Source organism: Mycobacterium hippophais (genome assembly GCF_027529605.1).
In the GTDB taxonomy this organism is placed as follows: domain Bacteria; phylum Actinomycetota; class Actinomycetes; order Mycobacteriales; family Mycobacteriaceae; genus Mycobacterium; species Mycobacterium arseniciresistens.
In genome coordinates this window covers 75,632-97,394 of sequence record NZ_JAPZPY010000006.1, presented here as the reverse complement: position 1 = coordinate 97,394, position 21,763 = coordinate 75,632, and the positions used below count along the sequence as shown (strand labels likewise).

At 68.6% G+C, this 21,763-nt stretch carries 25 protein-coding genes; 13 read left to right on the top strand and 12 right to left on the bottom strand.

Translation table 11 applies throughout. The features are described from left to right. Entirely contained in the window at positions 1–144 is a 144-nt protein-coding gene (locus O6P37_RS14885) for a hypothetical protein (protein WP_264012577.1), read from the top strand. Positions 145–217: 73 nt separating this feature from the next. Here O6P37_RS14885 and O6P37_RS14880 read toward each other — a convergent pair whose 3' ends face one another. Further along, positions 218–1,243 (bottom strand): fused (3R)-hydroxyacyl-ACP dehydratase subunits HadA/HadB, encoded by a 1,026-nt coding sequence (locus O6P37_RS14880; protein ID WP_269894814.1) that lies wholly within the window; start codon positions 1,241–1,243, stop codon positions 218–220. Between the two features lie 172 nt (positions 1,244–1,415). Here O6P37_RS14880 and O6P37_RS14875 point away from each other — a divergent pair, with 172 nt between their 5' ends. Together O6P37_RS14875 and O6P37_RS14870 are read left to right on the top strand one after the other, a co-directional pair. Next, entirely contained in the window at positions 1,416–2,039 is a 624-nt protein-coding gene (locus O6P37_RS14875) for a flavin reductase family protein (RefSeq protein ID WP_269894813.1), read from the top strand. 111 nt (positions 2,040–2,150) lie between these two features. Beyond that, positions 2,151–3,284 carry a cellulase family glycosylhydrolase gene (locus O6P37_RS14870; protein ID WP_269894812.1) on the top strand — a complete coding sequence of 378 codons (1,134 nt, stop codon included), beginning with the start codon at positions 2,151–2,153 and terminating at the stop codon, positions 3,282–3,284. Between the two features lie 15 nt (positions 3,285–3,299). Here O6P37_RS14870 and O6P37_RS14865 read toward each other — a convergent pair whose 3' ends face one another. Continuing rightward, positions 3,300–3,884 carry a TetR/AcrR family transcriptional regulator gene (locus O6P37_RS14865; RefSeq protein WP_269894811.1) on the bottom strand — a complete coding sequence of 195 codons (585 nt, stop codon included), beginning with the start codon at positions 3,882–3,884 and terminating at the stop codon, positions 3,300–3,302. A 78-nt stretch (positions 3,885–3,962) separates the two neighbouring features. On the opposite strand from O6P37_RS14865, the gene O6P37_RS14860 reads away from it, so the two are divergent. After that, positions 3,963–4,787, top strand: coding sequence for an alpha/beta fold hydrolase (locus O6P37_RS14860; RefSeq protein WP_269894810.1), 825 nt, complete (start codon positions 3,963–3,965; stop codon positions 4,785–4,787). Between the two features lie 15 nt (positions 4,788–4,802). Here the strand turns inward: O6P37_RS14860 and O6P37_RS14855 are convergent, their stop codons facing one another. Continuing rightward, complete coding sequence (locus O6P37_RS14855) at positions 4,803–5,384, bottom strand: TetR/AcrR family transcriptional regulator (protein ID WP_269894809.1); 582 nt, start codon at positions 5,382–5,384, stop codon at positions 4,803–4,805. Positions 5,385–5,435: 51 nt separating this feature from the next. On the opposite strand from O6P37_RS14855, the gene O6P37_RS14850 reads away from it, so the two are divergent. Continuing rightward, a complete protein-coding gene (locus tag O6P37_RS14850) occupies positions 5,436–6,308 on the top strand; it encodes an SDR family oxidoreductase (RefSeq protein ID WP_269894808.1) in 873 nt (290 codons plus the stop codon). A 7-nt stretch (positions 6,309–6,315) separates the two neighbouring features. Here the strand turns inward: O6P37_RS14850 and O6P37_RS14845 are convergent, their stop codons facing one another. Beyond that, complete coding sequence (locus O6P37_RS14845; protein WP_269894986.1) at positions 6,316–7,170, bottom strand: adenylate/guanylate cyclase domain-containing protein; 855 nt, start codon at positions 7,168–7,170, stop codon at positions 6,316–6,318. A gap of 85 nt (positions 7,171–7,255) precedes the next feature. Here O6P37_RS14845 and O6P37_RS14840 point away from each other — a divergent pair, with 85 nt between their 5' ends. Beyond that, complete coding sequence (locus O6P37_RS14840) at positions 7,256–8,254, top strand: glycoside hydrolase family 6 protein (protein ID WP_269894807.1); 999 nt, start codon at positions 7,256–7,258, stop codon at positions 8,252–8,254. A 24-nt stretch (positions 8,255–8,278) separates the two neighbouring features. Here O6P37_RS14840 and O6P37_RS14835 read toward each other — a convergent pair whose 3' ends face one another. Continuing rightward, on the bottom strand, positions 8,279–8,947 hold the full coding sequence (locus O6P37_RS14835; RefSeq protein WP_269894806.1) for a response regulator transcription factor: 669 nt from the start codon (positions 8,945–8,947) through the stop codon (positions 8,279–8,281). A 129-nt stretch (positions 8,948–9,076) separates the two neighbouring features. Between O6P37_RS14835 and O6P37_RS14830 the strand changes: the two genes are divergently transcribed. Further along, positions 9,077–9,358 carry a GlsB/YeaQ/YmgE family stress response membrane protein gene (locus O6P37_RS14830; RefSeq protein ID WP_264012560.1) on the top strand — a complete coding sequence of 94 codons (282 nt, stop codon included), beginning with the start codon at positions 9,077–9,079 and terminating at the stop codon, positions 9,356–9,358. Between the two features lie 118 nt (positions 9,359–9,476). Then, positions 9,477–9,842 carry an STAS domain-containing protein gene (locus tag O6P37_RS14825; protein ID WP_269894805.1) on the top strand — a complete coding sequence of 122 codons (366 nt, stop codon included), beginning with the start codon at positions 9,477–9,479 and terminating at the stop codon, positions 9,840–9,842. Here O6P37_RS14825 and O6P37_RS14820 read toward each other — a convergent pair. From O6P37_RS14820 to O6P37_RS14810, 3 genes are read right to left on the bottom strand one after another with little or no spacing between them, the layout of a single operon-like run. Further along, entirely contained in the window at positions 9,823–10,398 is a 576-nt protein-coding gene (locus O6P37_RS14820) for a carboxymuconolactone decarboxylase family protein (protein ID WP_269894804.1), read from the bottom strand. The two genes, O6P37_RS14825 and O6P37_RS14820, sit on opposite strands and share 20 nt — an antisense overlap. Continuing rightward, positions 10,395–10,715, bottom strand: a complete 321-nt coding sequence (locus tag O6P37_RS14815) for a hypothetical protein (RefSeq protein ID WP_269894803.1) — start codon at positions 10,713–10,715, stop codon at positions 10,395–10,397. Before O6P37_RS14815 ends, O6P37_RS14820 begins: the two co-directional genes overlap by 4 nt. A gap of 60 nt (positions 10,716–10,775) precedes the next feature. Then, positions 10,776–12,002: an MFS transporter gene (locus tag O6P37_RS14810; protein WP_269894802.1), complete on the bottom strand. Its 1,227-nt coding sequence runs from the start codon at positions 12,000–12,002 to the stop codon at positions 10,776–10,778. A 45-nt stretch (positions 12,003–12,047) separates the two neighbouring features. Here O6P37_RS14810 and O6P37_RS14805 point away from each other — a divergent pair, with 45 nt between their 5' ends. From O6P37_RS14805 to O6P37_RS14795, 3 genes are all read left to right on the top strand, one after another. Further along, on the top strand, positions 12,048–12,914 hold the full coding sequence (locus O6P37_RS14805; protein ID WP_269894801.1) for a class I SAM-dependent methyltransferase: 867 nt from the start codon (positions 12,048–12,050) through the stop codon (positions 12,912–12,914). 129 nt (positions 12,915–13,043) lie between these two features. Continuing rightward, positions 13,044–14,390 carry an ammonium transporter gene (locus O6P37_RS14800; protein WP_269894800.1) on the top strand — a complete coding sequence of 449 codons (1,347 nt, stop codon included), beginning with the start codon at positions 13,044–13,046 and terminating at the stop codon, positions 14,388–14,390. Between the two features lie 70 nt (positions 14,391–14,460). Next, complete coding sequence (locus O6P37_RS14795; protein WP_269894799.1) at positions 14,461–15,729, top strand: HNH endonuclease signature motif containing protein; 1,269 nt, start codon at positions 14,461–14,463, stop codon at positions 15,727–15,729. Positions 15,730–15,742: 13 nt separating this feature from the next. Here O6P37_RS14795 and O6P37_RS14790 read toward each other — a convergent pair whose 3' ends face one another. Genes O6P37_RS14790 through O6P37_RS14780 form a run of 3 tightly spaced genes read right to left on the bottom strand, consistent with a single transcriptional unit; the run spans position 15,743 to position 17,891 of the window. Then, positions 15,743–16,009, bottom strand: coding sequence for a F0F1 ATP synthase subunit C (locus O6P37_RS14790; RefSeq protein WP_264012553.1), 267 nt, complete (start codon positions 16,007–16,009; stop codon positions 15,743–15,745). Continuing rightward, on the bottom strand, positions 15,940–17,268 hold the full coding sequence (locus tag O6P37_RS14785) for a glycosyltransferase (protein WP_269894798.1): 1,329 nt from the start codon (positions 17,266–17,268) through the stop codon (positions 15,940–15,942). The genes O6P37_RS14790 and O6P37_RS14785 overlap by 70 nt, the downstream gene beginning before the upstream one ends. Continuing rightward, complete coding sequence (locus tag O6P37_RS14780; protein WP_269894797.1) at positions 17,265–17,891, bottom strand: TetR/AcrR family transcriptional regulator; 627 nt, start codon at positions 17,889–17,891, stop codon at positions 17,265–17,267. The genes O6P37_RS14785 and O6P37_RS14780 overlap by 4 nt, the downstream gene beginning before the upstream one ends. A 210-nt stretch (positions 17,892–18,101) precedes the next feature. Here O6P37_RS14780 and O6P37_RS14775 point away from each other — a divergent pair, with 210 nt between their 5' ends. Together O6P37_RS14775 and O6P37_RS14770 are read left to right on the top strand one after the other, a co-directional pair. Further along, a complete protein-coding gene (locus O6P37_RS14775; protein WP_269894796.1) occupies positions 18,102–18,947 on the top strand; it encodes an ATP-grasp fold amidoligase family protein in 846 nt (281 codons plus the stop codon). A 14-nt stretch (positions 18,948–18,961) separates the two neighbouring features. Then, complete coding sequence (locus tag O6P37_RS14770; RefSeq protein ID WP_269894795.1) at positions 18,962–19,231, top strand: 50S ribosomal protein L12; 270 nt, start codon at positions 18,962–18,964, stop codon at positions 19,229–19,231. A 4-nt stretch (positions 19,232–19,235) separates the two neighbouring features. Here O6P37_RS14770 and O6P37_RS14765 read toward each other — a convergent pair whose 3' ends face one another. Further along, positions 19,236–21,728: a glycogen/starch/alpha-glucan phosphorylase gene (locus tag O6P37_RS14765; protein WP_269894794.1), complete on the bottom strand. Its 2,493-nt coding sequence runs from the start codon at positions 21,726–21,728 to the stop codon at positions 19,236–19,238. Between the last annotated feature and the right edge of the window lie 35 nt (positions 21,729–21,763).

Here is a 21,763-nt window from a genome sequence, read left to right as displayed (position 1 = left end):
ATGAGCACGCCCGACCACGCGGAGAACACCGGAGACAATCTGCGTCACGCCGCGGAAGTCCAGCAGCAGGCGCTCGACGAGGACACCCAGACGCAGGACCCGCCCGAGCAACCCGTCGCCACCCCACCCGACTTCAACACCTGACCATCTGGTGATTTCGGCGTGATCACGCGCGGTCAGCGCGCGCAATCACGCCGAAATCGCGGGGATCACCGTCTCAGCGAAAGCGGACGTCCAAGGTCGCCAGACCGAAGATCTTCCGGCCGCCCGATTTCGCGCCGACGATGACGGTGCCTGAGCGGGTCGCCGGGTCCAGTGACTTGACCCGGCCGCTGAACTCGATGTCCGCGCCTTCTGCGGCCGACACGACCGCGGGTGCGGACAGCCGGATCGCATAGCGGGTGACCGCGCCCGGATCGCCCGACCACGCGGAGGCGAAGCCGGCCCCCAGTCCCATGGTCAGCATCCCGTGGGCGATCACGTCGGGGAGCCCTGCCAGCTTTGCGATGGCCTCGTCCCAGTGGATCGGGTTGGCGTCCCCGGCCACACCCGCGTAGTTCACCAGATCACCGCGCGACAGCCGGGCGTGCTGCACCGGGAGCTCGTCGCCGACCTTGACGTCGTCGAAGGAGGGTGTCCCGGGCGTGCGGTCGGCGTCGCGGGTGGAGATCCGGACCTCGCCGTCGGGGCGCACGGTCTTGCGGTACTCCTCTTCGCCGACCCCGAAGATGTTGACGTCGTGCATCATCGCGTTGTTGACCGCGGACTTGATCTCCGGGTTGAGATCCTCGGCGGTGACGCCAACGACGGTGGTGTGCAGCGTGTGCACCCGCTCGCCGGCCGCGTCGGTGAACGTGTTGGTCACGGTGATGAGGTCCCTACCGGCGATCCTGCGCACCGAGGTCAATTCGACGTCGATGTGCAGCTCGTCTCCGGCCACGATGGGCCGGTGCTGCTCGAAGACCTCTTCGGTCTGCATGTAGGTGTCGTAACCGACGACGACCTGCTCGAACATGTGGCGATTGCACTTCATGCCCGGAGTCGAGGTGAAGGTCAGCGGCGCCACCAGGTCGGGATAACCGAGCTTCTCGGCGGCGGCGACGTCCCAGTGCGCGGGGTGATAGTCCTGCACCGCGCGGGCGTAGTCGCGTAACGTCTCGCGGCCCACCAGGTAGGTGCCGTCCATCTGGTAGTAGTGGCCGACCCGCGCCTCGAGCGGCGAAGGTTCTGCTGCTGCGGTCATGAATGTGCTCAACTCTTCCATCGGCTTGGTCGCTGAGGCCGACACAGCACACTAACGCGCCGGGTCCGGCGCCGTTCACACCGCTGCGCTGCGCCGGTGACGGCAGCGTGGCAGTCTGACGCTCCTCGACAACGACGTGCGATCAGAAGTCGTGCGATCAGAATGAGGTGTCATGGCCGGGACAGGAGCCCACTACTACCGGACCGCCGACGGAACGGGGCTGCCGCACGATCCGTTCAACGCCATCGTCGGACCGCGCCCGATCGGCTGGATCTCCACCCAGGATGCGCACGGCGTGCGCAACCTCGCGCCGTACAGCTTCTTCAACGGGTTCAACTACCATCCCCCGATCGTCGGGTTCGCCTCGATCGGCTGGAAGGACAGCGTCTCCAACATCGACGCCACCGGCGAGCTCGTGTGGAACCTGGCGACCCGCGAACTGGCGGCCGCGATGAACGAGACCTCCGCCACGCTGCCGTCCGACCAGGACGAGTTCACCCGGAGCGGGCTGACACCGGTGTCGTCGACCCTCGTCGCGTCGCCGCGGGTGTTGGAGAGCCCGGTCAACTTCGAGTGCCGCCTGACACAGCTCGTCCAGCTCCAGGACACCGAGGGCGATGCGGTCGAGACATGGCTGGTGCTCGGGCAGGTGGTTGCCGTGCACATCGACCAGCAGTGGTTGGTCGACGGGATCTACGACACACCCGGTCCGCGGCCGATCCTGCGGGCCGGCGGACCGGCCGCCTACTCCGAGATCGGCCCCGACAGCGTCTTCACGATGATCCGACCCGGCTAGCGGCGGTCGCGGACCGCCTCCGGACGGAGATGGATAACGATTCGAAATCCGTTGTGTTGCAGGACGCATTCTGGCGGCCGTCGGCGCCGAGCCGAACACTAGAGTCACGACGTGCAACGGCGAACTGCTCTCAAGCTCCCGCTGTACCTCGCAGCAGCTGCGACGCTGACCAGAGTGCCTCTCGCTTCTGCTGAGGCTCCTCGATGGTCGGCTGATCGCGCCAACGCCTGGTACGCAGCCCAGGGCTGGCTACTCGGCGCCAACTACGTCACCTCGACCGCCGTGAACCAGATCGAGATGTTCCAGGCCGGCACCTACGATCCGACCCGCATCAACGCCGAACTCCGGCTGGCGCAGCGCATCGGATTCAACACCGTCCGGGTGTTCCTGCACGATCAGCTGTGGGCCACCGACCGGGAGGGGTTCAAGCGCCGGCTGACGCAGTTCGTCGGGATCGCGGCGAGTAACGGCATCAAGCCGCTCTTCGTGCTGTTCGACTCGTGCTGGGATCCGCTGCCCAAGCCGGGTAAGCAGCGGCCGCCGCTCACCGGCGTGCACAACTCCGGCTGGGTGCAGGGTCCTGGGGCGCATCGTCTGCGGGACCCCGCCTACACCCGCGTGCTGCAGAGCTACGTCACCGGCGTGGTCGGCATGTTCGCCAACGATCCCCGCGTGCTGGGCTGGGACGTGTGGAACGAGCCGGACAATCCGGCCCGCGACTACCGCAAGGTCGAACACCAGGACAAGCAGGAACTGGTGGCCGCGTTCCTCCCGCACGTGTTCCAGTGGACCCGCGCCGTCAACCCGGTGCAGCCGCTGACCAGCGGCGTCTGGCAGGGGCACTGGAGGGATCCCGGCAGCCGCAGCAAGATCTGCAGCATCCAGCTCGAGCACTCCGACGTCATCAGCTTCCACAGCTACGGCGATCCCGCCGAGTTCGAGGCCCGCATCGACGAACTCGCGCCGCTCGGACGGCCGATCCTGTGCACCGAATACCTCGCGAGGGGCCTGGGCAGTACCGTCGAAGGTGTGCTGCCGGTCGCGAAGCGGCGCAACGTCGCCGCCTACAACTGGGGTTTCATCGCCGGGCGGACGCAGACGTACTTGCCGTGGGATTCCTGGAAGAAGCCCTACGCCGAGCCCCCGGAGCGGTGGTTCAGCGACCTGCTCTATCCCGACGGGCGGCCCCATGACGAGGAGGAGATCCGGGTGATCCGCCAGCTCTCAGGAGCGAAGCCCACCTGACGGTGCAGGCGATCCCTACGCGCTCACCTCCGTGAGTGCCGCACTCACGGCGGCCTGCACCCCGTCGCCCGCGGCGATCATCGGTTCGATCGAGCGCAGGGTGCGGCACAGCACGAATGCTCCTTCGAGGGCCGTCAGTGTCACGAGCGCGAACCGCCTGCTCTGTTCGCCGGTGATGTCGAGTTGGCCGAACCAGTCCGCGAGCCCGGCCAGCCAGCTCTCGAACACCTCGGCGGCCTCCAGGCGTAGCCGCTCGTTGGTGCTCGCCACCTCCAGGGCGATGGTCTCGATCGAGCAGGCCTCGCTGTAGTCCTGGGCCTGCAGGAGTCGTCCGGCGTTGATGAACAACTGCGGGATGCCGGTCGCCGGTTCGGTCTGCGCCAACTGCGCGCCGACGAATTCGCCGTACCGAACCCCTTCGCTGCGAATGACTTCGGCGCTGATCGATTCCTTGCCGCCGGGGAAGTGGTGGTAGATCGAGCCGAACGGCGCCCGTGCCGCGCCGGAGATCTGCTTGAGGCCGGTCGCCGACATGCCCTGGCGCCGGTACAGCTCCGCCGTCGCCTCCAGTATCCGGTCGCGGGTGCCGAGATCGGCCATCACAACTCCTCCTTGCGCAAGCGTCCGAGCACAGCATATCGTCGGCCTGAGTAGAACGATCTATCTAGGAGGCCCTGGATGCCCACAGTCGACGTACCGGCCGGACCCATCGCGTACGAAGACACCGGTGGGCAGGGTCCCGTCCTGGTCTTCTGCCACGGCCTGCTCATGGACGGCCGGCAGTGGCGCAAGGTGCTGCCACTGCTTCCCGGTTACCGCTGCATCACGCCCACGCTTCCCATGGGCGCCCATACGACGCCGATGAACGACGACGCGGTGCTGACCGAGGACGGGATGGCCCGCATCCTCGCCGACTTCCTCGACGCCCTCGACCTCGACGACGTGACCCTGGTCCTCAATGACTGGGGCGGAGGACAATTCATCATTTCGGAAGGCCGGGACAAGCGCGTGGGCAGGCTCGTGCTGGCCTCGTGCACGGCGTTCGACAACTACCCGCCAAAGCCGGCGCGCCCGGCCGCGATGCTGTGCCGGTTCCCCGGCGGCGGATGGGTCCTCAGCAGGATGTTCGGCACCAGCTTCTTCCGGCACAGCCGGCGTGCCTACGGCGCCCTGAGCAAGAAGGGACTGCCCGACGCGCTGTACGACGAGTGGTTCCGCCCCGTCGTGCAGAACGCCGCGATCAGGCGCGACCTCGTCAAGTTCGCGACGGGCGCTCCTTCGCGCCGGCGTCTGCTCGAGATGTCGGAGCAGATGCGGGCATTCACGCGGCCGGTGCTCGTGGTCTGGGCCCGCGAGGACCTGATGATGCCGCTCGAGCATGCGGACCGGCTGGTCGAGCTGTACCCCGACGCGACCAAGGTGATCGTCGACGACTCCTGGACACTCATCCCCGAAGACCAGCCCGAGGCGATGGCAGAAGCGTTGCGGGATTTCGTCAGGTGACCAACCGCCGGCCGGTCAGCCCGGACGACCGGCCTGTGCCGCCATGTCCAGGAGGGCGTCGACGAGTTCCTCGGCGGAGGTGTGCCACATGTCCGTGCTGAGGAGGCCACTCCCGTCGAGGCCGGCGGCGCCGTGTGCGCCGGTGAGGAAGATGGCCGCGTACCGGTGAGGATTCTCGTCGCCGACGACCGCGGCGACGATCGCGAGGAACTCCTCGCACATGCGTTGCGCGGCGCGGGCCGTCGCGGCGGGGTCGCCGGCCGGCGGGCGGAACATCAGTCGATACAGGTGCGGATGTTCACGACTGAGCGTGATCACGCCGACGAGCGCGGCGCGCAGCCTGTCGGCGGGTGAGAGGCCCCGGTCGTTCCGCAGCGCGTGCATGTGGGCGCCGATGTGCTCCCAGCCCTCGACGGCGACCGCGGTCAGCAGGCTCTCCTTGTCGGCGAAGTGCCGGTAGGGCGCACCGCGGCTGAGGCCGGCGCGGGCGCCCACCTCGCGCAGTGTCACGGCGGCGGGGCCTCCGGCGTCGAGCAGTGCGGCGGCATCGTCGAGGAGGGCGCGGCGCGTGGCGGCGGCTGATTCGGCGCGCTTCATGGTGCGCCCAGCTTATGTTGACATTGTCATCTGGACGGGTACGTTCTTGAGATGACAATGTCATCTGAAGTTGGCGAGCTCGTCGTCGTCACCGGTGCGTCCACCGGCATCGGCGCGGCCACGGCACGCGAGATGGGACGGCGAGGGTTCCACGTCCTCGCCGGAGTGCGGCGCGAGCGGGACGCCGACGCGATCCGGGCGCCGGGCGTCGAGCCGGTGATCATCGACGTCACCGACCCGGAGCACATCCAGGCTCTGGTGGCCCGGGTGCGCGACGACCCGCAGCGCCGGACGCTACGGGCGCTGGTGAACAACGCCGCGGTCCAGGCCAACGTGCCGATCGAGGCGTTCCCCCTCGACGAGTGGCGGCGCATGTTCGAGGTCAACCTCTTCGGTCAGGTCGCGGTGACCCAGGCGCTGCTGCCCGCCCTCCTGCGCAGCAAGGGACGCGTGGTCAACATCAGCTCGGTGGGTGGCAGGGTCGCGATGCCCACCTACGGTCCGTACGCCGGAACGAAGTTCGCGCTCGAAGCGGTCAGTGACTCCCTACGGCGCGAACTCGCCCCGTCCGGCGTCCGGGTGGTGGTGGTCGAACCGGGCGCCGTGCGCACGGAGATGCTCGGCCGGGCGATCGAGACCGCGGCCGAGCTGGTGTCGGCGATGACGCCCGAGCAGCGCGGGCGCTACGGCGGGCTGGTGCACGCCGTCAACGCACAGGCCTCCTCGTCGACCGAGTCCGGCCTGCCCGCGAGTGTGGCGGCCGGCGTGATCGCGAAGGCAGTGACCGCGCGCAGGCCGCGCACCCGCTACACCGTCGGCCGTGACGCCGCGCTGATCACCCGCATGGTGCGGTTCCTGCCCGACCGCGCGCTCGACCGTGTCCTCGTCTCTGCGCTGCGTCCCCACTTCCCGAAGGGCCACTGAGGTCGGCTCACCGCTGCAGGAGCCGCGGTTCCTGCTCCGCGGGACGCACCGCATAGACCGTCTGCATGCCGCGGATTCCCTTGAACTCCACCTCCTGCGGCGCGCCGAACTCGAAGCCCTCGGCTCCGCCGACCGACTCCTGCAGCGCGGCGGTCACCAGGATCTGGCCGCCGTCGGCGAGATCGGCGACGCGCGCCGCCACGGCGACGTCGAGGCCGAAGAGGTCCTCGCCGCGCCGCACCGATGTGCCGACGTGCGCGCCCATCCGCACCCGGATGCCGTCCCATCGCCGGCCGTCCTGCGTCAGGGCCTTCTGGACGGCGATGCAGCACCGCACCGCGTCGACCGGTTCGGCGAAGGCGATCATGAACCCGTCGCCCTGGTTCTTGACGACGTAGCCGCCGTGGTCGGTGACCAGTCCTCCGATCAGCCTGTTGTGCCGTTCGAGCAGTTGCACCCACGCGCGGTCGCCCATCGACTCGTTGCGCCGGGTGGAGCCCTCGATGTCGGAGAACACCAGGACGACCGTCCCCGAGGCGGTGATCTTCGCGAGTTCGGGTCGCTCGACGCGCGCCCAGCCGGCGAGGTCCTCGATCGAGCTGCGCACCTGGCCCCCGATGCCTCTGCGGAGGAGCGCGTCGGCGGTCTGCACCGTGTTCGTCACCGCCCTGACCGCCAGGGGGCCGACGCCCACCGGTTTGCTCCTGCGGCGGGGCGCCTCGTCCTCCCGCTGCCGGTCTCGAAGAGCCCGACGCGTCGTTGACAGGCTGCGCCGCGACACGATCAGCACGATTCCGAGCGCGATCAGGCCGGCGGTCTCGAGCGCGATCACGATCAGCAGCGCAACGGTCACCTGAACCATTATCGACGGCCCGTCGAGGCCGTCCGCCTGCCCGCGCACGGGAGATTGGCGCTGAGTGTTTCGAACCACTAATTTCCCAGGAGTGATGTCCTCAGCTGTTGGCGCGCTCGCGCGGTGGTTCACCCCCTTCCTGGCAGTGGCGGCCGTCGCCGGGATGGCTCTGGTCGCCGACCCGGCACCGGTGGGGCCCGCGCTGGCGGTGCGCCTGGTCAGTGATGCGAACCCGCTGGGCGGGAAGGCCTTCTACGTCAACCCGGCGTCGAAGGCCAGACGCGCCGCCGACGGCGTCGATCCGCCCAACCCCCAGCTCAACGCCATCGCCGACACGCCGACGGCGTACTGGATGGATCATCTGTCGACCCCTTCGGTGGACGCCAAGTACATCGCCACCGCGCAGGCCGCGGGCACCGTGCCGGTTCTGGCGCTCTACGGCATCCCGAACCGCGACTGCGGGAGCTTCGCCGCGGGCGGGTTCGGATCCGCCGATTCCTACCGTGGTTGGATCGACGGCGTCGCCGCCGCCGTGGGATCCGGACCGGCCGCGGTGATCCTCGAACCCGACGCGCTCGCCATGGCCGACTGCCTGTCGCCCGACCAGCAGCAGGAGCGCTACGACCTGATCCGCTACGCCGTCGACACGCTGACCCGCAACCCCGCCACGGCGGTGTACGTGGACGCCGGTCACCCGCGCTGGGTGGCGGCCGACGTCATGGCCGCCCGGCTGAACGACGTCGGGGTGGCCAAGGCGCGGGGCTTCAGCCTCAACACCGCAAATTTCTTCACCACCGAGGAGAACCTCGGGTACGGCGGAGCGATCTCGGGGATGACGGGCGGCAAGCCCTTCGTCATCGACACCTCACGCAACGGCGCCGGGCCGGTGGAGGGTGACGATCTGTACTGGTGCAACCCCAGCGGCCGCGCGTTGGGCGTCCCGCCCACCACGGCGACCGGCAATCCACAGGTCGATGCCTTCCTGTGGGTCAAACGGCCCGGTGAGTCCGACGGCTCGTGCCGCGGCGCACCGAGCGCCGGGACCTTCGTCAACCAGTTCGCGATCGACCTGGCCAGCAACGCGGGCCGCTAGGCCGGCGGGGAGCCGGCCCGCGTTTCAGGGGCCGCCCTTCCAGTGTTCGATGCGGTTGTGGTCCGGGGTGAAGCCGTGTTTGACCCCCCACAGCACCGCCTGGGTGCGGCTGGCCACGCCGAGCTTGCGGTAGATCGTGCGGATGTAGGACTTGATGGTGTTCGGGCTGAGATAGGTCAGCGCCGCGACGTCGGCGTTGCTCTTGCCCTGGGTGATGAGCGCGAGGATCTCGGCCTCCCGGTCGCTGAGCCCCTCGCCGCGGCCCGGCCAGTCGAGCCCGGGCGCGCTCCGGACCCGCGGTGGGGGATCGCTGATGATCGTCTCACCGGCGTGCACCGCCTCGAGGGCGGCCACGAGTTCCCGTGCGGGCAGGGTCTTGGAGAGATAGCCGTGTGCGCCGTGTTCCCGGGCGCTCGCGATGAGGGCGGGGTGAAAGTTCCAGGTGTAGACCACGACCCGGCGCGCACGCGGATTCGCCACCAGGTGGCCGATCTCCTCGTGGTCGGACTCGGGCTGGGCGAAGGAGTCGTAGAGCACGATGTCGACGGCGTCCTCCAGGCCCATGTTCGCGTCGATCTCGGCGACGACGACTCGGTCGCGGTACCGGTCGAACATGTTGGCCACCCCCATCAGCACCACGTCGTAGTCGTCGACCAGCGCGACGGTGATCGGTGACTTCGACGGCGATGCCATGAGCCTGAGATTACCTACCTAGGGGTGTATCTGCATCACCCCTAGGGGTGTTCGACTGAGTGCAGTGTCAGGCAGCCGCCCGACCGCCCGATCCCAGCGCACCGCGCTGAAACAGAAAGGCTGACAGCCATGATCGGACTCATCATCACCGTCGTCGTCATCGGACTCATCGCGGGCGCCCTCGCGCGCCTGCTCGTGCCGGGCAAGCAGAACCTGTCGATCCCGATGACCATCCTGCTCGGCGTCGTCGGCTCGTTCGTCGGCGGATTCCTCGGGTATCTGCTGTTCCACAAGGACGGTTCAGACGGATTCCTGCAGCCGGCCGGCCTCATCGGCTCCGTCATCGGCGCCGTCATCGTTCTGGTGATCTGGCTGCGCGTCGGCGGACGCAAGTCCGTCAGCCACCGCTAGGCACTGAGTCCGGCGAAGAGGCCGGCTCCGGTGCGACCGGGGTCGGCCTCTGCCGCTTCGCATCTCGCGTGCCCGGCACCTGCACGAGCACACCCATCAGCGTGTCGAAAGGGGAATCATGATCCGCCAGCACGCTGTACGCGCCGGATTCGGCCTCACCAGCGAGTGGATCGAACACATCGCGGTGATCACCGTTTCGGGAGACCTGGACTTGCTCACCGCGCCGGCGCTGAGCGAGGCGATCGACGTCGCGTTGCGCGAATCGCCCGACGCCCTGATCGTGGACCTGTCCGAAGTGCACTTCCTGGCGGTGGCGGGAATGAATCTGCTCCTGGTCACCCATCGCGGTATGCCACCGTCGACACCTTTCGCGGTGGTCGCCGACGGTCCCGCCACCCGCCGGCCGCTGACGCTCACCGGAGTGGACGCCGTCGTCCGCGTTCACCGAACTCTCGACGAGGCGCTCAGCGGTATCCGCGCTTGAGCAGATGTCGTGCACCGGCCGTCATGGCGTCGGGCGGTGCGATCGCGAAGTCGAACGCGTTGGCCAGCCGGGCGGTGATGTCGAACGCCAGACACACCGCCAGCGCATCCTCGATCTGCTCCGCGGATACCCCGGCCGCCAACACTTTTCGGACGTCGTCCGCGTCAACGGTGTGCTCGCGAGCGAGCTTGTCGAGCATGCGAAGCGTCGCCCGCAGCGGCTCCTCTATCGGCGCCGTGTCCAGATCGGCCAGGACGGCGCTGACCCTCGCCGGATCGCCGAACCAGATGCCCGACGTGGTGGAGTGCGCCGCGACGCAGAACGGGGAGGCATTGGCCTGGGCGACGACCGCGGCCATCAGCTCACGATCCCCGATCGACCACGACGAGGTGCCCCGCATCGCCTCGTGCGTGAGATCCCCGGCTCCGTAGAAATCCTTTCGGTACAGCGCCAGCTTGACGGCGTCGACCACCGGATGACGCGACACCAGCCGGATCATCGCCAGCAGCGCCTTCGTGCCGAATGGGTGTCCGCGATCGAGGATCTCGAGTCTCATCGCCCGCCCCTTCCTTCACCGGTCGCCTCGGCGAGCGCGGCAAGAGCACAGCTGTAGTGGCGGTCCGCCTGGCCGATCGCCGCGCACACCACGATCTCGAAGACCTGGTCCTCGCTCAGTCCGGCGGCACAGACAGCGGAGACGTCCTCGTCGGTCACCGCGTCGGAGTGCACGGCCACTTTGTCGACCAACGAGCGCATCGGTTCCTCCAGGCCCGTGTTGTCGAACGCAGCCCGGCGGAGTTCGAGCGGCGCCGTCGCGTCGCTGCCGAGCACGCGGGCGATGAGCTCACGGTGTAGGCGGCTGATGTCGGTCATGGTTCTCGATCTTCGCGCGAAAGGCCCCGCGATGGAACCGCTGTCCGCTGACCGGAGGGATCACGATCGTCGAGTTGGCGCATCGTGCGTCGCCGGAGCCGTCGCGGGACGGACGAGCGCCGCGGCGGATCCCAGCACGGCCATCAGGACGAATGTGTTCGCGGCTCCGAATGCCTCGATCAGCGCTCCCGCGGCGGGAGCGCCGAGCGCCTGGCCGAACGCGATCATGAAGAACGCCAGGCCGACGCCGAAGGACGTCGAATCTGGATAGACGCGGGTGCTCCAGACCAGGACGAGCCCGGTGAGGCCGATGTAGGCCGCCCCGAAGACCGCGACGGCGACCATGACGGCGGCGATGCTCGACGGTGCGAGCGCGAGGACGACCGTCGCCACCGACATCGCCAGCGTGGTCACCACCCACGCGCGCCGGAGGCCGATGCGCTGAGCGGCATCGCCGCCGAGCGCTCCGACGATGCCTGCGGCGCCCAGGACCGTCCACGCGATCGACGCGACGGCGACGCTCGCCGAACCGGTCGTGCTGATCAGGTCGCGACCGAAACTCCACACCGCGATGCTGCCGAGGCCGGTGAGCAACGACGCCGCCACCAGACCCCAGCTGCCGGTGCGCCATCGGCGAACGGCCGGGCCGGTGTCCGAGTCCGGAGTGCCACGGACGGTGACGGCCACCCACAGCGTCACGACCGCGGCGATGACGGCGTAGACGCCCCACGCGAATCGCCAGTGGTCGAACAAGGCGAAGGCGATGGGGCCGGAGACGACGACGCCGACACCGGTTCCGGCGTTGACGATGGTTTGCGCGCGGTCACCGGCGTCGCCGTGGATGCGTTGCGACACCGCGGCCGCCAGCGGGGGCGATGCGATACCCGTGCTGGTCCCGGCGATGAGGACGCCGGCGGCCAGGACCCATGCCGACGGCGCGAGCGCCACCATCGACATCCCGGCTGTGGCGACGACACCGGCGGCGACCGCTACCAGCCGCGGACCGACACGGTTGGTGACAGCGGCGCTCGCGGCGATCGCCGCGCAGTAACCGACGTAGCTTCCCGCCGCGATCACGCCGACCGTGGTCGACGTCAGACCGAATTCGTCGGTGAGCACCGGCGTGAACAATCCGTATCCGAAGCGTGCGAGCCCGTAACAGCAGGCGATGAGCGCGGCGCCCGACGCGATGAGCGGATAGGACGAGTTCTTCACGCCTCGGGTTGCCTCTTTCGTGTCCGGTTCGAGCAGGTACGAACGGCGGTGCGCGAATCGTACGGCCGCCATTACGCTCCTGGACGAGGAGGGCGACACCTCCGGGAGGCGGACGACGTGGGCACTGACGAATTCGGCGGGGCATCGGCGACACCGGTCTCGAACGTCTCCGACACCGCACGCTGGGTGGCCGTGTATCGCGCCGTCGAGTCGGCGCGCCCCGATGCGGTGTTCGACGACCCCCATGCCGATCGGCTCGCCGGTGAGCGGGGACGCCAGATCGTCGCGTCGGTGCCCTGGATGATGCGTTCGGGTTGGTGGATGGTCGCGCGCACCAAGACCATCGACGACCTGATCTTCGACGCGATTGGAGCCGGTTGCGACCGCGTGCTCAATCTCGCCGCCGGGCTGGACACCCGGCCCTACCGGTTGGATCTGCCCGCCGAGTTCCGGTGGATCGAGGCCGATCTGCCGGGCCTGGTCGCCGAGAAGGAGCAACTGCTCGCCGGTGAGACGCCGAGGTGCCATCTGACGCGGTACCCCGTGGACCTCGCCGACCCCGAAGCCCGGGACCGGTTCCTGATCGAGGCGCTGGCGGGCGCGACGAAGGCACTGGTGCTCACCGAGGGCCTGCTCATGTACCTCGAACCGGCCGACGTGGACGACCTGTCCCGGGCCTTGACCCGCCCCGAGGTCGCGTGGTGGATGCTCGACCTCGCGGGCCCAGGGCTGAAGAAGGCGATGAACGAGAACAGCCGCGGTCTGCTGCGCAACGCGCCGTTCAAGTTCGCCCCGCCCGAGGGGATCGGTTACTTCGAGGCCCGCGGTTGGCGGGTGGGCGCGGTCGAGTCGGTGTTCGTCGTCGCGCACCGGCTTCGCCGGCTGCCGTGGTTCCTTCGGCTGGTGGCCCGCCTGCCCCAGCCCGACCCTCACCGTCCGCCCGGCAACAGGCCGTGGAGTGCGGTGGTGCGTCTCACCCGCTGAGGCGAAGCACGTCCGCCGCGCTGCGGGCGCACGATTTCGCGCCTGCCGAAACACGCCGGAAACATCGCCGTCGCCTGTATGAAACGCGCGGCGGACATTCTCGTCCGGAACCGTCGAAGGAGCCGGACAGTGGACCAGATCGACCCCGCCGCAACCGCCTGGTTGTTGGCCAGCACCGCCCTCGTACTGCTGATGACGCCGGGACTGGCGATCTTCTACGGCGGCATGGTCCGCGCCACCGGTGTGCTCAACATGATCATGATGAGCTTCATCGCCATCCCGCTGGTCACGGTGTCGTGGCTGCTGTTCGGCTACACGCTGGCGTTCACCGGTGACGGCCCCGGTGGTCTGATCGGCGGCCTGTCGCACATCGGGCTGAGCGGCATCGGGCCGGACACCCTGCACGGCCAGGTCCCCGAGCTGTTGTTCGTCACCTTCCAGCTGAGCTTCGCGGTCATCACCGCGGCCCTGGTCAGCGGCGCGATCGCCGATCGGGCGAAATTCGCCGCCTGGGCGGTGTTCGTGCCGGTATGGGCGGTGGTGGTGTACGCCGTTGTGGCGCACTGGGTGTGGTCGCCGAACGGCTGGCTGTTCCAGCTCGGCGTGCTCGACTACGCGGGCGGGCTCGTCGTGGAGATCGTCTCGGGAGCGTCCGCGCTGGCGCTGGCGCTGGTGCTGGGGCCGCGGATCGGCTTCAAGAAGGACGCGATGCGCCCGCACAACCTGCCGTTCGTGCTGCTCGGCGTCGGACTGCTGTGGTTCGGGTGGTTCGGATTCAATGCAGGCTCGGCGCTGGCCGCGAACGGGACGGCCGCCGCGGTCTTCTTGAACACCCTGGTCGCCGGCTGCCTGGGCATGCTGGGCTGGCTGACGGTGGAACAGGTCCGCGACGGCAGGCCCACCACGTTCGGAGCGGCCTCCGGGGTGGTCGCCGGTCTGGTCGCGATCACTCCGTCCTGCGGCACGGTGAACACCGTCGGTGCTGCCGTGGTCGGCTTGGTCGCCGGCATCGTGTGCTCGTTCGCGATCGGCCTCAAGTTCCGCCTCGGCTACGACGACTCACTCGACGTCGTGGGCGTGCACTTCGTCGGCGGTGTGGTCGGTGTGCTGCTGATCGGTCTGCTCGCGACCGACGTGATGACCGGTGGTCCGCGCGGCCTCTTCTACGGAGGCGGTCTGTCTCAGCTCGGGAAGCAGGCGATGGCCGTCGTGGTGGTCGCGGTGTATGCGTTCGTGGCCTCCTACGTGCTGGCCAAGCTGATCGACCGATTGATGGGCTTCCGCATCAGCGCCGAGGACGAGACGTCCGGCGTCGACCTGTCTCAGCACGCTGAAACTGCCTATGCCGAAGGCGTTCACGGTCACGCTGCGCCCCGACGGCCCGGCCCGTTCGGCGCGCCGGGCGCGCTGGCACAGCGACCGCAGACCGCGGACGATGAATCTGCCGGCCCGCCGTCGAAAGCGCGCGACGACTAGGTCGCAGCAGACCCGCGCAGTCCGAGACTTGTCGGGCTGACGTGTCGGACCCCTCTGCGATGATGGGGTCATGTCGTCGAGCGCAACAGCTTTCGCTTCTTCGGTGAGGCCGAAGGATCGGCTGGCGGTGTTGTTCGATGAGATCGCGGAGCTGTGCGGTCAGCGCAATGCGATCGACGGGCGGCTGGTGGAGATCGTCGCCGAGATCGACCGCGACGGGTTGTGGGGCATGACGGGCGCGCGGTCGGTGGCGGCGATGGTGGCGTGGAAGACCGGCTCGTCGCCGAGGAACGCTGAAGTCGTTACCGCCGTCGCGCAGCGGTGGGAGGAATTGCCGCGCTGCACCCAACTCTTGCGCGACGGTCGGGTGTCACTCGATCAGGTCGGGGTGATCGCCGAGAAGGCCGGGCCGGGCTCTGATGCGCACTACGCCCAGTTGATCACCGCCGCGACGGTGAACCAGTTACGCACCGCGATCAAGCTCGAACCCCCACCGTCACCGCAACCGCAACCCGACCCCAAACCGGAACCCGCACCGTCGTTCAGCAAGACCACCGACGACAAGGGCACTACCTATCGGATCTTCCTGCCGCGACTGGAGGCGGCCAGACTCGACGCCGCCGTACAGTCACATCTCGACGGGATGGTCGCCGACTGGAAACACGACCACGCCGACGCGGCCGGCGACGCCGTTGCAGGTCAGGCGCCGCCGATGCCCACAACGGTCGATGCGTTCATGAGTCTCGTGGATGCCGGTTGGGATACCGAGGTGGCGCGGCGCCCGCACGGACACCGCACCACCGTGATCGCCCACGTGGACGTCAAGGAACAGGTGGCTTCTTTGCACCTCGGTCCGATACTCGTCGACGCCGATCGCCGATTCCTGCTGTGCGACGCCACCTTCGAGGTGTGGCTCGAACGCCACGGACAGGTCATCGGGTCCGGGCGCGACACCCGCCAGATCAGCCGCCGGCTGCGCCGGGCGCTCGAACACCGCGACCGCTGCTGCGTGGTCCCCGGATGCGGCGCCACCCGCGGCCTGCACGCCCACCACATCCGGCACTGGGAAGACGGCGGCGCCACCGAACTCGACAACCTCGTCCTGGTCTGCCCGTACCACCACCGGATGCATCACCGAGGCGGCATCACCATCACCGGACCCGCCGACAAGCTGGTCGTCACCGATTGCGATGGGCGTCAACTGAGTTCGGCGTCGCTGGCTCGCCCACCCACGAAATCCCCACCGGGGGTTGCACCCTGTCCCGGGCCCACCGGTGAACGCGCCGACTGGTGGTGGTACCCACCATTCCAACCCCAACCACCACCGTCGACCAACTAGGTCGCTGCGCGGCCTACAGTCCCGGAGTGGCGAATACGAACAGCGCCATGAACGCGACGTTGATGAAGAACGCGGCCTCCACGAGTCCGACGGTGATCAGGAACGGCGTGAACATCCGTGACTGCGCTTCGGGTTGGCGTGCGACGCCCGCGACGAGTTGCGCACCCGCCATGCCGTCGCCGATGCCGGCCCCGATGGCGCCGCCGGCCATCATGATCCCGCCTCCGGCGAGTGCTCCCGCGGTGATGATCGCTCGGACGAGTTCCGGGTCTGCGGCCATGTGTTCTCCTGGTGAGTGGACGGGTCGAGCAGGGATTCGACGACAGAGACCACGCGCGCCGCGCCATCCTCGCCGGCGATGCGATCAGCGAGTCGCGCTGTGGTGCCACGCAATTCGTGGTCGTTCACAGCCATCCGGATCGCCGCAGCGAGGTTGTCCGCGGTGAGTGTGCGCTGCGGGATCGTCGCGGCGCTGGCGCCGAGTTCGGCCAGCCGCCGTGCCCAGAACGGCTGATCGCCGACGGGGCCCGGCACGGCGATCGTGGGAACGCCTGCTCGGAGCGCGGCCGCGGTGGTTCCTGCGCCGCAGTGCTGGACGACGGCTCTCATCTGCGGGAAGAGCCATTCGTGGGGCGCTTCACCGATCGTCAGGACATCGTCGCCGTGCACCGCGAGACCCGCCCAGCCGGACTGGACGACGCCGCGCACACCTGCCTGTCGCAGCGCGCGCGTGATGATCTCGGCAAGTTCTCGGGCGCGAGGCGCGGTCACCACCGTGCTGCCCAGGCCGACGAACACCGGGGCCGGGCCCGCGGACAGGAAGTCGGTGAGCGCCTGCGGTGGCTGCCAGCCCGGATCGAGCGGCGGCCACCAGTACCCCACCGTTTCCAGGCCGGGTCGCCAGTCGGCGGGCCGTGGCAGAACGGTGGGTGAATAACCGTGCAGCACAGGCCATCGCGTGTCGGTGCGGTGGCGTCGAAGTGACCGCGCCGCGATGTCGGGCAGCCCGAGGTCGCGGCGGAACCCGGTGACGACTCCGCCGTAGAGGCGGTCGACCACCCACGCGCCGGCATCGGCGGCGAACCGGTTGCCTCGTCTTCCCGCCGACCAGGCGCCAAGCACGGATGGCGGGTAGGCCGCGGTGGCCGACAACGGCTGCAGTCGCACTCCCAGTGCCGGAATTCCCTTCGCCTCGGCGAGGGGATGGCCCGCCAACTCGGCCAGCGGCGGGAGCAGCAGGATGTCGGCCGGCACGTCGCCGAGGGCGTCGAGGACGAGCCGGCCCGTGTCCCGCACCCCGCGCCGTCCGAACACCGCGGCGAAGGTCTCCCTCGAGGTGGCGTCGGCGTGGTCGGCGCCGGGGGTGAAGTCGGCGGGCAGTTCGCGGAATTCCAGCCCGCAGCCGGTGACCAGCTCCGCGAACGGTGTGTACGCGGACACCACGACTCGGTGGCCGGCGGCCCGCAGGCGCACCCCCACACCGGTGAGGGGCGCGACGTCGCCCCGGCTGCCGACCGCGGCGATCGCGACAGTGCTCACCGCGAGCCGCCGACGGCGCGGCCGAAGATCTCGACCAGGTCTTCGCCGTATCCGCGGGCGTCGTACCCGGGGTCGCGCAGGATCTTCTCGACGGCGGCGTTGACGGCGCCCCGCAGCGCGATCGCCATCGACTCGGCGGGGAACTCGCCGAACTCGCCGGCCCGCTGACCCGCCTGCAGGATCGACAGTGGGTCCAGCCGGGCCAACTGCTCGGCGAGCTCGTCGTTGAGCCCCAGCTCCTCGACGCGGCGCCCGTCACCGGGCTGAAAGCTCGTCGCCGTGGAGGTCAGCGCCACGAGCGCCACCCGGTGTGTCCTGAAATACCCGATGGTGGAACGGATGTAAGCGTCGAGCTTGCCCGCAGCCGTGGATTCCGCATCCACCGCCGGAACGACGATCGCGAGCATCGTGCGGTACATGTGCTCGACGATGGCGTCGACGAGGTTGTCCTTGCTGCCGAAGTGGTAGAGGACCGCGCTCATCGCGATCCCGACCCGATCGGCGATCTTGCGGATCGACGCCTGCGGATATCCGACCTCGGCGATCACCTCGATCGCGCAGCCGACGATCTGTGCCCTGCGCGCCGTTCTGGTGAAGGACTCCGGCCGCGCAGCGGTTGACATGTACCGACCGTAGATCGCGCGAATCGGAATTAGAAGGGGTGATCTGATATCAGATCGCGCGATCTAAATGGCCTCACGCGGTCACGAGCGTGGTCCGCCGCGCGAAGGGCCTGCGCGCAGCCGTAGCCTGAGCTGGTGATGCCGGTGCCGCAGCCCCTCGAGGGGCGCCAGGGCGTCCGGTGGCGCGAACGCAGCAGACTTGTTCGTGCGATGCGTCTTTGGCGCACCCGCAACCCGCAGACCTTCCGGGAGAAGGTGCGCTACAAGATGCTGCGCGACCACCGCGCGCTCGTGGTCACCTTCGCGGACAAGGCGGCGGTACGCGACCACGTCGCGTCGATCGTGGGCGAGCGGTACCTTCCGCGGGTGTACGCGATCGTCGACGACCCGGCCGCGTTACGGGACCTCGATCTGCCCGACGCATACGTGGTCAAGCCGACGCACGGTAGCGGCGCCGCCGTCGTCGTCTCCGGAAGCGCTCCTGTCGAGGCGCGTCTGCCGACCGAGCCGGGGAGTTGGGTGTACCGCCACGTCAGGCCCGAGGCCGCGGCTCGGGAACACATCATCCGGATCGCGAAGGGCTGGGTGGCACAGCTCTACGGTCAGGGTCCGAACCGCGAATGGGTGTACGGGCGGATCACCCCGCGGATCATCGTCGAGGAGATGCTCGCAGGCGCCGACGGCGCCATCCCGGACGACTACAAGTTCTTCGTCTTCCACGGCCGCTGCGCCTTCGTCCAGGTCGACGGCGGGCGGTTCGGCTCGCGGACGATGGACTTCTTCCGACCTGACTGGCAGCACCTATCGTTGCGCGGCGGACCGCCGTGGGCACATCCCGAGCCCGTTGCGCCCGACTGCCTGGCGGAGATGATCGATCTGTCCGAAAGGCTGGGCGCCGGTACCGACTTCGTCCGTGTCGATGTGTACGACGTCGACGGGCGGATCGTCTTCGGTGAGCTCACCAGCTTCCCCGCGGGAGGTGACAGCCCGTTCGATCCCGAATCGTTCGACCTGGAGTTCGGCCGTCCCTGGACTGTCCCAAGGCGCTACCGGTAGGACAGACTGTCGCCATGGGCATGTTCTCCTCATCTGACGGCGGCGACGAAATGCGGGATCGCATCACGCAACTGGAGCATCGCGTTGCGTTGCTGGAGCGGGCGGTACGCGGCTACGGCATCCCGATCCCCGTCGCATACGAAGGGGCGCCGTCGGAGGCGCAGGTCAGCCCGAAGGTGCGCCAGCTCGCGATGGACGGCAAGAAGCTCGAAGCGATCAAAGCCCTCGTCGACGAGACCGGTATGGGACTCAAGGACGCCAAGGACATCGTCGACCGGCTGTAGCGCGTCAGACCCGAACGGTCACCGGCGCCACGTTCCAGATGTCGTCGCAGTACTGGGCGATGGCGCGGTCCGACGAGAACTTTCCGCTGCGAGCCGAGTTCAGGATCGACATCCGCGTCCATGCGTCGGTGTCCTGCCACGCCTCGCTCACCCGCTGCTGGCACTGCGCGTACGCCGCGTAGTCCGCCAGCACGAGGAACGGGTCGCTGTAGGTCAGTGAGTCCACCAGCGGCCGGAACACGTCGGTGTCTCCGTGCGAGAAGTGTCCACTCGAGATCAGTGAGAGGACCGCCCGGAGCTCCTCGTCGGCCTCGATGTGGTCTGCCGGCCGGTATCCCTGCGCCTTGACGCGTTCCACCTCCTCGACCGTCAAGCCGAACAGGAAGAAGTTCTCCGGCCCAGCCTCCTCGCGGATCTCGACGTTGGCGCCGTCGAGTGTGCCGATGGTCAACGCACCGTTGATCATGAACTTCATGTTCCCGGTGCCCGACGCTTCCTTGCCCGCCGTGGAGATCTGCTCCGACAGGTCGGCCGCCGGATAGATCAGGTGGGCGTTCTGGACGTTGAAGTTCGGCACGAACGCCACCTTGATGTGGTCGTTGACGTCGGGGTCGTTGTTCACGATCTCGCCGACGGCGTTGATGAGCTTGACGATCCGCTTCGCGATGAAGTAACCGGGCGCGGCCTTGCCGCCGAAGATGAAGGCGCGCGGGGCGATGTCGAGGCCGGGATTCTGCTTGAGCCGGTGGTACAGCGCGACGATGTGCAGCACGTTGAGGTGCTGGCGCTTGTACTCGTGGATCCGCTTGACCTGGATGTCGAACAACCAGCCCGGGTCGAGGTCCACGCCGGAGGTCGACCTGATGTAGTCGGCGAGCCGGGACTTGTTCGCACGCTTGATGTCCCGCCACCGCTGCTGGAACGCCGGATCGTCGACGTGGCGCTCCACCTCGGTCAGCCTGCTCAGGTCCGACATCCAGCCGGCGCCGATCGTGTCGTCGAGCAGCCGGCGCAGTCCCGGGTTGGCGAGCGCAAGGAACCGCCTCGGTGTCACACCGTTGGTGACGTTGGTGAACCGCTCCGGCCAGAGCTCGTAGAAGTCCTTCAGCACACTGGCCTTGAGCAGATCGGAGTGCAGCGCCGCGACACCGTTGACGGCGTGGCTGCCGACCGTGGCGAGGTGAGCCATCCGCACACGCTTGCCGCCGTCCTCGTCGATCAGCGACATCCGGCGGACGCGGTCACCGTCGCCGGGGAAGCGCAGGCGCACTTCGTCGAGGAAGCGGTGGTTGATCTCGTAGATGATCTCCAGGTGCCGGGGCAGTGATTCGCCGAACAGCGCCAGCGGCCAGGTCTCCAGCGCCTCGGGGAGCAGCGTGTGGTTCGTGTAGCCGAAGGTGGCCACGGTGATCGCCCATGCCTCGTCCCAGTCGAGATGTCGTTCGTCGACCAGGATGCGCATGAGCTCGGCGACTCCGATGGACGGATGGGTGTCGTTGAGCTGCACGGCGAACTGCTGCGGCAGGTCGTGCACGGAGCGGTCACTGAGGTCCTCGACGATGTGCACGATGTGCTGCAGTGAGCACGACACGAAGAAGTACTGCTGCAGCAGTCGCAGCCGCTTGCCGATGTCCGGCTCGTCGTTGGGGTAGAGGATCTTGGTGACGGTCTCGGAGGTCACCTCTTCCTCGACCGCCCGGTAGTAGTCGCCGGTGTTGAACGCCTCCAGAGCGAACGACTCGACAGCGCGCGCGCTCCACAGCGTGAGCACATTGCAGGTGTTCACCGCATGGCCCTGGACGGGTGTGTCGTAGGCGACGCCCTTGATCACGCGGTCCGGCAGCCAGCGCACCCGGTGGCGGCCCGCGTCGTCGGTGTAGTGCTCGGTGTGCCCGCCCCAGTTCACCCGGTAGTTCACGTCGGGTTTGGCGATCTCCCATGGGTTTCCGTTGACGAGCCAGTTGTCGGTCTTCTCGACCTGCCAGCCGTCGTGGATCTCCTGGTCGAAGATGCCGAACTCGTAGCGGATGCCGTAGCCGATCGCCGGGCGCTCCAGGGTGGCCAGCGAATCGAGGTAGCACGCGGCGAGCCGACCCAGGCCGCCGTTGCCGAGACCGGGCTCCTCCTCGCATGCCAGCACCTCGTCGATGTCCTGCCCCAGGATGCCCAGCGCCTCGCGTGCCGCCTCCTCGATCCCGAGGTTGAGCAGGTTGCTGCCCAGCTGGGGACCCATCAGGAACTCGGCCGACAGGTAGCACGTCACCTTCCTGCCGAGATCCATCGACGTCTGGGTGGAGGCCACGCGGTTGTCCTGCATGCGGTCGCGCACCGCCAGGGCCAGGGCCCGGTAGTAGTGCTCCGGCTTCAGCGCGGCGGCCGGCCGGCCGATCGAGTACCGCAGGTGGTCCTGCACAGACTGTTTGAGCGCATCCACGTCCATCCCGGTGCGCACGCTATACGTGGGAGTCGGCTGCGGGGTGTGAACGAGGTCGGTCATCGCGCTCCTGTGCGGGCTTCGTCGTGGCTGGCGGG

What these genes read in the sequence shown, in the direction of transcription:
- O6P37_RS14790 (WP_264012553.1), bottom strand. Translation starts at nt 16,009, where the DNA reads ATGGCCGCAGACCCGGAACTCGTCCGAGCGATCATCACCGCGGGAGCA.
- O6P37_RS14820 (WP_269894804.1), bottom strand. Translation starts at nt 10,398, where the DNA reads ATGAGACTCGAGATCCTCGATCGCGGACACCCATTCGGCACGAAGGCG.
- O6P37_RS14795 (WP_269894799.1), top strand. Translation starts at nt 14,461, where the DNA reads ATGTCGTCGAGCGCAACAGCTTTCGCTTCTTCGGTGAGGCCGAAGGAT.
- O6P37_RS14815 (WP_269894803.1), bottom strand. Translation starts at nt 10,715, where the DNA reads ATGACCGACATCAGCCGCCTACACCGTGAGCTCATCGCCCGCGTGCTC.
- O6P37_RS14770 (WP_269894795.1), top strand. Translation starts at nt 18,962, where the DNA reads ATGGGCATGTTCTCCTCATCTGACGGCGGCGACGAAATGCGGGATCGC.
- O6P37_RS14840 (WP_269894807.1), top strand. Translation starts at nt 7,256, where the DNA reads ATGTCCTCAGCTGTTGGCGCGCTCGCGCGGTGGTTCACCCCCTTCCTG.
- O6P37_RS14765 (WP_269894794.1), bottom strand. Translation starts at nt 21,728, where the DNA reads ATGACCGACCTCGTTCACACCCCGCAGCCGACTCCCACGTATAGCGTG.
- O6P37_RS14875 (WP_269894813.1), top strand. Translation starts at nt 1,416, where the DNA reads ATGGCCGGGACAGGAGCCCACTACTACCGGACCGCCGACGGAACGGGG.
- O6P37_RS14825 (WP_269894805.1), top strand. Translation starts at nt 9,477, where the DNA reads ATGATCCGCCAGCACGCTGTACGCGCCGGATTCGGCCTCACCAGCGAG.
- O6P37_RS14865 (WP_269894811.1), bottom strand. Translation starts at nt 3,884, where the DNA reads ATGGCCGATCTCGGCACCCGCGACCGGATACTGGAGGCGACGGCGGAG.
- O6P37_RS14855 (WP_269894809.1), bottom strand. Translation starts at nt 5,384, where the DNA reads ATGAAGCGCGCCGAATCAGCCGCCGCCACGCGCCGCGCCCTCCTCGAC.
- O6P37_RS14845 (WP_269894986.1), bottom strand. Translation starts at nt 7,170, where the DNA reads ATGGTTCAGGTGACCGTTGCGCTGCTGATCGTGATCGCGCTCGAGACC.
- O6P37_RS14810 (WP_269894802.1), bottom strand. Translation starts at nt 12,002, where the DNA reads ATGGCGGCCGTACGATTCGCGCACCGCCGTTCGTACCTGCTCGAACCG.
- O6P37_RS14885 (WP_264012577.1), top strand. Translation starts at nt 1, where the DNA reads ATGAGCACGCCCGACCACGCGGAGAACACCGGAGACAATCTGCGTCAC.
- O6P37_RS14775 (WP_269894796.1), top strand. Translation starts at nt 18,102, where the DNA reads ATGCGTCTTTGGCGCACCCGCAACCCGCAGACCTTCCGGGAGAAGGTG.
- O6P37_RS14780 (WP_269894797.1), bottom strand. Translation starts at nt 17,891, where the DNA reads ATGTCAACCGCTGCGCGGCCGGAGTCCTTCACCAGAACGGCGCGCAGG.
- O6P37_RS14880 (WP_269894814.1), bottom strand. Translation starts at nt 1,243, where the DNA reads ATGACCGCAGCAGCAGAACCTTCGCCGCTCGAGGCGCGGGTCGGCCAC.
- O6P37_RS14860 (WP_269894810.1), top strand. Translation starts at nt 3,963, where the DNA reads ATGCCCACAGTCGACGTACCGGCCGGACCCATCGCGTACGAAGACACC.
- O6P37_RS14830 (WP_264012560.1), top strand. Translation starts at nt 9,077, where the DNA reads ATGATCGGACTCATCATCACCGTCGTCGTCATCGGACTCATCGCGGGC.
- O6P37_RS14835 (WP_269894806.1), bottom strand. Translation starts at nt 8,947, where the DNA reads ATGGCATCGCCGTCGAAGTCACCGATCACCGTCGCGCTGGTCGACGAC.
- O6P37_RS14850 (WP_269894808.1), top strand. Translation starts at nt 5,436, where the DNA reads ATGACAATGTCATCTGAAGTTGGCGAGCTCGTCGTCGTCACCGGTGCG.